Genomic DNA, 8,506 nt, shown 5'->3' on the forward strand with positions numbered 1-8,506 from the left:
TCAGCTTCTATATCCCTTATAAAGTTCCCTGTTTGGGCATAAACGGAATMGATCTCTCCCCCCATCATCCATTGAAGAAGGTCAATATCATGTATGCACTGATTCATCAATGTTCCACCATCGAGCTCCCAAGTTCCCCTCCATGGTGCCTGCTTATAATAGTTCATATTTCTGTTCCATCTAATGCTTGCCATTCCGTTGATTAGCTTTCCAAATCTTCCTTCCTCAAGGGCCCTTCTTAGCATTTGGATTGGCTTATTGAATCTGTTTTGGTGGCATACACAGAGTTTAACGCCTTTTCCCTTTGCGATTTCAATCATCTTATCGGCATCCTTTGTTGAAAGGGCCATTGGTTTTTCAACTATAACGTGCTTTCCCTTTTCCATACAGTAAATTGCAATTTCTGGGTGATATCCACTTTCTGTAGCAATAGTTACAACATCTATATCTTCCTTTTCAAGCATCTCTTTATAATCCTTATAAACATTTACCTTTGCACCTTCTATTTTATTGATATATTCATTGGCCTTTTCTCTTGCCTTTTCTATATCAACATCGCAGGTTGCAACAAGCTCTGCCTCCTCATGATTATTTACAATCGCCTCAACATGCTTATATGAAATTCTTCCACATCCAATTATCGCAAACTTTAACTTCATAAAATTACCTCCTTGAGTGCCTACCTCTTGACTTTTTGACTTTTGACATTTTTAATTTTTACCAATTTTAATGAACCGTCCCTTTTACAAAGGCACTTTTGCAAAAGCAAAAGTGCCTAAATGTTATAGCTTAATTATTTTGTCTCTGTTTTCTAATACTTCTTTTGTGGCATTTCTTGTATCAAATACAACCTTTGCATTTCTTACTATAAAATCATAATCATACTTTGAATGGTCTGTTGTTATTATCACTATATCTGCATCCTTCAAAACTTCTTCTGTAAGTTCAACTGACACATAGTGCTTTCCGTTGTGTGTAAACTCTGATATATATGGATCGTTATAAGAAACTTTTGCATTTCTCTTTTCAAGATGTTCTATAATCTTCAATACTGGTGATTCTCTTAAGTCATCTATATCCTTCTTATACGCTGCACCTAAAAGTAAAACCTTTGAACCATTAAGTGGCTTTTTAAAGTTATTCAATATATGCGATGCCCTTTCAACTACAAATTCTGGCATATAGTCGTTTATCTCTCCTGCTATTTCTATAAGCCTTGTATGGTAGTCGTATTCCCTTGCCTTCCATGTTAAATAGAATGGGTCGATTGGAATGCAGTGCCCACCAAGACCTGGCCCTGGATAAAATGCCATAAATCCATAGGGCTTTGTCTTTGCAGCCTCAATAACTTCCCATACATCTATTCCCATTCTTTCGCAAAGTATTGCCATCTCATTTACAAGGGCTACGTTTATGTTTCTAAATGTATTTTCAAGTATCTTTTCCATTTCTGCAACCTTTGGCGATGAAACTGTAAATATTTCTCCTTCTAATACGTTTCTATAAAGTGTTGCTGCAATTTCAGTGCAGTCCTTTGTAACCCCACCTACTACCTTTGGTGTATTCTTTGTCTTGAAGAACTTGTTACCTGGGTCAACCCTCTCTGGTGAGAAGGCAAGATAAAAGTCCTCTCCGCACTTTAATCCTGTCTTTTCAAGTATTGGCTTTACAACTTCCTCCGTTGTTCCTGGATATGTTGTTGACTCTAAAACTACAAGCATTCCCTTATGAAGATACTTTGCAATGCTTTCTGTTGAATTAACAACATATGTTATATCCGGCTGCTTATACTTATCAAGTGGTGTTGGAACGCATATTGCAACACAATCAACCTCTGCAATTCTTGAATAATCTGTAGTTGCATAGATCATTCCCCTTTTAACAAGTTCAGCAAGCTCCTCATCAACAACGTCACCTATATAGTTGTGGCCTTGATTTACCATGTCGCATCTTTTTTGTTGAATGTCAAAGCCTATTACTTTGTAACCGGCCTTTGCCTTCTCAACTGCAAGTGGAAGACCGACGTATCCAAGCCCCACAACTCCGATCACCGCAGTTTTATTTTTTATTTTTTCTAAAATTAAATCTTTAGTATGCAACATAACCCCTCCCAAAATTATAATAATTTTGCAAATTCTAAAAATCCTTTCATTTTATTTTCCCATGTTAAATTATAGGCATATTTAATAATCTCTCCAGATTCTCTTAAATGTTTAGTTCTATAATAAAATTCTTCTATTAAATTGAAATCTAGCAATGATTCATCATTTGGAAATTTTAATATAAACGGTAAATTCTCGTTCAAATCTACATCATCATAAGCAATTATAACCGGCAAACCATTTGCTATATATTGTCTTACTTTTAAGGGAGCAGCTTCATTCATATGTTTCCTATATAAAGCTAAAGTTCCAATGCCTATATCTGATTGTGCAACGATTTCTTCCAATTCTTCTTTTTTATGAATAAATCCATAGAAAATTATATTCTTTTCATCTATTCCAAAAATATTTTCATAACCTACAATATGTAATTTAAACTTTTCTTTATTAGGTGCATTTAAGTAAGACTTAATTAATCTATCTACGCCATGCCAAGATAAATTGGGTGTCCCAATAAATAATAAATTTATAAAGTTGTTATGTCTTTTTCTTATAAATTTTATTTGTTTTTCATCAATTCCATTTCCTAAAATATACATATCTTTTTTATTGAATTTTCCTTCAATTAAAGAAATTTCTTTTGTTATACATACTAATCCATTAGCATATTTTAAATATCTTCTTTTTAAAAGATATTCAAGATAATATCTGAGCTTATTTTTTAATTTTAGTTCATCAAATATATTAGTTTGAATTTCAACAAATAAAGGAGCAATTTGTGAAATTTTTTTATGCAGGCTAAAAAAATATAGACAATCTCTAAGATAAACTAAATCTGGTTTCTCTTTATTTAAATAAAAAATTACTTTTTCTATTAGTTTACTTACTATTAATAATTTATCAAATTTATTTTTTATATTTTTATTATCTATTGTTATATGAATATGATCATCTCCTATTTTATAAGAAGAATTACATTTAAATCCAAATGTTAATATTCTAACCTCAACTCCAATCTGATTAAAAGCTTTTTTTTGAGAATATACTTTTTTAATAATAGATTTATCCTGTTCATCTAAATTTGTATAAAATAAGTATATAATTTTTTTCATATTTACCTCCTAAATCTCTATTTATTCCGTTAAGTTATGTGAAATTTAAATTTCATATAAAATTTGTAATTAGCAAATTCTTTATAAATAAATTAATTTGTTTATAAAAATTACAATTGTGACATTTCCTCAAATAATTATATTTATTATATAATTTAGAAAGGTAAATTGTTTTTATGAAATTTGTAGAAGAACCCATTCTATTTTACCAATTATAATTAAATATTCTTAATTCTTAATCTTATAATATCAAAACAATTAAATGTAATAAAAAATAACATATATTCATAATTACTTCCGAAATCACCGCTAAAAAAAGAAAATAATAATGATTGCACAAACAAAACTTTTAATAATGTGTTTTCCTTTAACTGTTTAAAAAATCTAATTATAAAAAACATCCAAGTAGTTAAACCAAGTAAACCAAGTTCACATAAAATTTCAAGAACTAAATTATGAGGATAATTTGAAGTATATGAATAATAACTATAATTGCCTATTCCTATTCCGAAAAATAAATTATTCTTAATTAGATTAATTGCTTCTCGATATAAATTAATTCTACTTAAAAAATTTGCATCAGATAAAAGTAAACTTTTATTAAGTAAAATATTAAATCTACTTGCTATAATGTGAGAATTATTCAAAAAATTATTTATATTAGTGCTTATAATGAATAATAATACTATTAAAATAAAATAGGTAAGATTTTTTTTAATTTTAATACTCTTGTAAGTTCTCTTAAAATTAAATTTTCCCATTAATTTAACTAGCAAAAAAGCTAAAATCATTGCAAGCACTGGTCCTCTTGACTGGGTCAAATATATTGAATAAAAATTTAATATTATTAACATTAATTTATAATAAATATTCATATGTAAATCAAATAAAATTATTGTAAAAAATACAGTTAAAATTCTTGCATTCCAAATTGGATTTTGATTAGGAAATGAAATTCTCCCTGGATATAAACTATTTTCTACACCAAAGAGAATCAAAGATACAATAAATATTAAACTTAATAAAGCTGTCTTATGTAAATTTAACTTATAAGTATCTAACTGTTGAATAATAATTGAAGGAATTACACCTTTGATAATAAAAATAATAATTTTATCAAATCCATAAGAAAAATCATAAAATTTAAAATATAAAAAATTAATTACAGAATAAATTATAAAAATTAATAAAATCAAAAAATTTTTATTTATTAATACTTCTTTTTTCTTTATAATTATCCTAACAAAGAGTATAATATTAAGTATTAAATGAATCTGTAAAGAATAATTAAAATTAAGCTTTGTTATGGTAAAAGCTATTAAATCATGCATTAAATAAAAAGCAAGAAGTAAATCAAATTGAGGATTTATTAAAACATAAACATATATTATTATTAACGTTATGAATATAGTGATTATTGCCAAATTCATATCATTTCCTTCCTATCCTTTTTAATTAATAAAAATTATCTTTACTCATTTTATCTGTTATCGAATTAATAATTACGCACTCACATCAATCTCATTAAATTAAACAACAATATATATCATTAAATATTTTTAGAACATTAATTTCAATATTTAATTAACCCCTGATAAAGTTTAACTGTTTTATATCAAATGAATATATATCAAATAGATAAAAGTAGATTAATTTCATCTTTAATATATTAAGTCTAAACATATCTTACATATATAATGAATATTTAATAAATTCAATTTTATATAATTTGAAAATTTATTTTTAAAATGATTATAACCAAAACTGAACATATTTAATAATTATATTTTTGTTCTAAAGTTGAGTTGTATAATTCTAATAATGCGTTTTTGTATAATTTTTCTTTATTGTTTTCTTTAAAAAATCTTTTACATGCATCTGTCATATAACTATATCTATTTTTATCTGATAAAATTTCTATTACATAATCCACTAATTCATGATCTAAGTCTGATAAAAAACCATTTTCTCCATTTATAATAATCTCTTTTAATCCATCAACAGGTGTGCTTACTACAGGAACACCTAATGCCATTGCTTCTAAAGCTGCAATAGGAAGTCCTTCATATCTTGAGCACATTAATAAACATTTTGATGATTTCAAAGCTTTATATGGGTATGGCAATTTACCTGTAAAAGTTACTCTGTCTATTACTCCCTCACTTTTAAATACTTTTATCATTTCATCTTTCAATTCACCTTCACCTATTACACCAAATTTAGCATTAGGACAACATTTTAATACTTTACTTGCCACCTTTGCTACTCTTTCAGGATTTTTAGCATAAGATAATCTACCTAAAAATATAAAATCAAAATCATAGTTATTTATATCTTTATCAAACAATGCATTTAGTCTTTTTTCATAAATTATATTTTTTAAAACTATTGCTTTGTTTTTAATAAACTTATTAAGAACGTATTCTTCAATACAGCTTTCAGAAACTCCAATAATTTTTTTTACCTTTAATGATGATAAAAAATATAAAATAGATTTTATAGTTATTCTTGTCATATCTTTTGAATTTCCATGCAAATGTGAAATCACTGGAATTTTACCTGAAACAACCGTTGAAATGAGTGTTGCTTTAACATCATGTGCATGTATAATATCAGGATTAAACTTTTTAACTACCTTAATTAATTCAAATACATTGAGTTTTCTTAAAGGTATAAAATTTACTCCTCTATCTTGTAAATCTTTTCTAATTTGGCCATCAGGAGAACAATATACCATTTCATATTCATTCTCAAACATCATACAAATATCAGCAACTACATTTTCAGCTCCTGATAGTTTATTTGAAGTTAATGCATGTAGGACTTTCAATATAATCAACTCCTATCTCTTGCACTGATATATCTTAATTAATATCCATTCAGATTCTTACTTTGCCATTTCCAAGCATCACACCACATATCCTCTAAATTCTTTTCTGATCTTCAACCAAGTTCCTTATTTGCTTTTTTAGGATATGCAAAACACTTTACAATATCTCCTGATCTTCTTTCAGTTATTTTATAAGGAACTTTTTGGTCAGTAACTTTATCAAAGTTTGTTTTATATACCTTTTGGATCTTCTCCAATTAAACTATTTGCATGTAATTCTATTAGTTTATAATATCTAAAAAAAGAAATGCTACATTCATTATCTGAAATATACAAATTTCTTAACATCTCTTATCATTCATTAATATTTAATTAATTTATCATTTAATTTTCGTAAATCTTTTTCATCTCATCCACAACTTTTTGTAGTGAATAGTGTTTTATAAATTCTAAACTCCTTTGACTGTATTTCTTTCTCAATTCTTCCGATTTATACAATTCCTCAACTGAATCAGCAAATTTTTTTACATCATCTATTCCAACAACATATCCATTTTCCTTATTTATAACTAAATCCCTATTTCCTCTACAATCTGTTACTACTAATGGTAAACCTGTTGCCATTGCTTCCATAACATTAACTGGCAATCCTTCTCTTTTTGATGCTGAAACTGCTATATCTGATAACGCCATTAACTCTGGCACATCTCGTCTATAACCTAGGAATACAACATAATTTTCTAAATTTAATTTTTTAACTAATTCTTCATATTGCTCTTTTAATGGTCCTGTCCCTACTAACAAAAGTTTTATATTAGGTATTTTATCTTTTAATTTATTAATCGCATTAATTAACAAAACCTGATTTTTATTAGAATTTAACTCTGCAACATTTATTAAAATAAAATCTTCATCTTTATACCCATAATGCTTTCTTAACTCTTTTTTTTCCCCTTGTGTTTGTGGTCCAAACTTCTTTAAATCAATCCCAACCCCATTTACTTTATATATTTTTTTTGCTTTAAATCCTTTTGATATTGCACAATTATAATCCTCATCATTTATAGTAATTAAAACATTTGTATATCTTGAAAGCCATTTTTCTATTGGATAATACAAAATCCAATTTTTTATTGGTGCTCCTTTGTAAAAATGAAATCCATGGGCAGTATAAATAACTTTAGTTCCTTTTTTTCTTGCACTTCTTGCAGCTAATCTAGATAAAACTCCTCCAACAGGGGTATGACAATGAATTATATCATAATTATTAATTCCAATGATTTTTTTTAGATGTTTGTATGCTGTGATGTTCTTTATATCAAAAGGATTTCTTTCAAAAGGAATATCATAGTAACAATCACAATAAGGAATAACACACTCACTTTTATTTTCATAATCATTTCTGGCACATACGTGAACTTCATAATTATTTTCTTTTAACCATTTCATATGTGGAATATGAAATTGCATTATATGAGTTTTTACTACTGTTGCTACAATTAAAACTTTTTTCATTACTTAGCACCTCTTAATTTATTATTTACCTAGCTCCCTCACCAGTTAAAACAACTTTAATTGTTTTGAATATTATTTTTAAATCTAATAATATGCTTCTATTTTCTATATAATATAAATCAGCTTCTAATTTTTCCTTTGGAGTCATTTCATAGCCACCATTTACCTGTGCCCAACCTGTTAATCCAGGTTTTACCTTTAATCTATTGATAAATCCAGGGATTTCTTCATTAAACTCATATGTAAAATAAGGTCTTTCTGGTCTTGGGCCAACTATACTCATTTCACCTTTTAATACATTCAACAGTTGTGGTATTTCATCTATCCTTGTTTTTCTTATAAAGGCTCCAATTTTTGTAATTCTAGGATCTTCCTTATCTGCGCATTTTGCACCATTTTTTTCTGCATCTTTATACATAGATCTTAGTTTATATATTTTAAAGTGCTTGCCGTATTTCCCTACTCTTTCTTGTATGTAAATTGGCGAACCTGGAGATTCTAAAACTATGAGTATACTAAAAAAAGCAATAATAGGAATACCAATAACTAAACCAATTATAGAAAGGACAATATCCATAAATCTTTTTATAATCTCATATATATAATCATCACTTTTTATACATAGTGTAAAATTATTGTAGGACGAAAAAAGACAAAAATTTAAAAGAGACAACCCCTGTGATAAAATAAAAGTGAAAAAAACACACAAACCAATAAGGGGGTGTCTCTTTTGAATAATATTATACAACAACATTTAATAAATTTCACTACTAAATTAATAAAAAATGTTGAGGAAACTATATCAAAAGAATGGGATTTAACAAAACTTGTTGATGTAGTTAAAAAAATGACTGATGAATTAGGAGCAAACATAATAAAGGACTTTTTAGAAGAATTAGATAAAACGATTAAAGAAGATGAAAAAAGGAAAAAGGGATGGGTAGTAG

Annotated in this window: 9 protein-coding genes; 1 reads left to right on the plus strand and 8 read right to left on the minus strand. The window is 27.1% G+C overall.

The annotated features are described in order from the left end of the window. The 8 genes from Q3V94_RS11735 to Q3V94_RS11770 form a co-directional block, all read right to left on the minus strand. Positions 1-659: Gfo/Idh/MocA family protein (locus Q3V94_RS11735; RefSeq protein WP_303527942.1), on the minus strand; the 659-nt coding region annotated here is incomplete at its 3' end. 123 nt (positions 660-782) lie between these two features. Next, positions 783-2,102, minus strand: coding sequence for a nucleotide sugar dehydrogenase (locus Q3V94_RS11740; RefSeq protein WP_303527943.1), 1,320 nt, complete (start codon positions 2,100-2,102; stop codon positions 783-785). A 14-nt stretch (positions 2,103-2,116) separates the two neighbouring features. Continuing rightward, complete coding sequence (locus tag Q3V94_RS11745; RefSeq protein WP_303527944.1) at positions 2,117-3,214, minus strand: glycosyltransferase; 1,098 nt, start codon at positions 3,212-3,214, stop codon at positions 2,117-2,119. A 218-nt stretch (positions 3,215-3,432) separates the two neighbouring features. After that, on the minus strand, positions 3,433-4,644 hold the full coding sequence (locus Q3V94_RS11750) for an O-antigen ligase (protein ID WP_303527945.1): 1,212 nt from the start codon (positions 4,642-4,644) through the stop codon (positions 3,433-3,435). Between the two features lie 344 nt (positions 4,645-4,988). Then, complete coding sequence (locus Q3V94_RS11755; protein ID WP_303527947.1) at positions 4,989-6,053, minus strand: glycosyltransferase; 1,065 nt, start codon at positions 6,051-6,053, stop codon at positions 4,989-4,991. A gap of 104 nt (positions 6,054-6,157) precedes the next feature. Continuing rightward, positions 6,158-6,301 (minus strand): hypothetical protein, encoded by a 144-nt coding sequence (locus Q3V94_RS11760; RefSeq protein WP_303527948.1) that lies wholly within the window; start codon positions 6,299-6,301, stop codon positions 6,158-6,160. Between the two features lie 127 nt (positions 6,302-6,428). Continuing rightward, on the minus strand, positions 6,429-7,559 hold the full coding sequence (locus Q3V94_RS11765; RefSeq protein ID WP_303527950.1) for a glycosyltransferase family 4 protein: 1,131 nt from the start codon (positions 7,557-7,559) through the stop codon (positions 6,429-6,431). A 25-nt stretch (positions 7,560-7,584) separates the two neighbouring features. Further along, entirely contained in the window at positions 7,585-8,313 is a 729-nt protein-coding gene (locus Q3V94_RS11770) for a sugar transferase (RefSeq protein ID WP_368506521.1), read from the minus strand. On the opposite strand from Q3V94_RS11770, the gene Q3V94_RS11775 reads away from it, so the two are divergent. After that, positions 8,290-8,506: UPF0236 family transposase-like protein (locus Q3V94_RS11775; protein ID WP_303527953.1), on the plus strand; the 217-nt coding region annotated here is incomplete at its 3' end. The two genes, Q3V94_RS11770 and Q3V94_RS11775, sit on opposite strands and share 24 nt — an antisense overlap.

The organism is Caloramator sp. CAR-1 (genome assembly GCF_030546345.1).
GTDB lineage: Bacteria > Bacillota > Clostridia > Clostridiales > Caloramatoraceae > Caloramator > Caloramator australicus.

Coding starts and splice junctions, on each gene's coding strand:
- Q3V94_RS11740 (WP_303527943.1), bottom strand. CDS start 2,102: ATGTTGCATACTAAAGATTTAATTTTAGAAAAAATAAAAAATAAAACT.
- Q3V94_RS11745 (WP_303527944.1), bottom strand. CDS start 3,214: ATGAAAAAAATTATATACTTATTTTATACAAATTTAGATGAACAGGAT.
- Q3V94_RS11750 (WP_303527945.1), bottom strand. CDS start 4,644: ATGAATTTGGCAATAATCACTATATTCATAACGTTAATAATAATATAT.
- Q3V94_RS11765 (WP_303527950.1), bottom strand. CDS start 7,559: ATGAAAAAAGTTTTAATTGTAGCAACAGTAGTAAAAACTCATATAATG.
- Q3V94_RS11770 (WP_368506521.1), bottom strand. CDS start 8,313: ATGTTGTTGTATAATATTATTCAAAAGAGACACCCCCTTATTGGTTTG.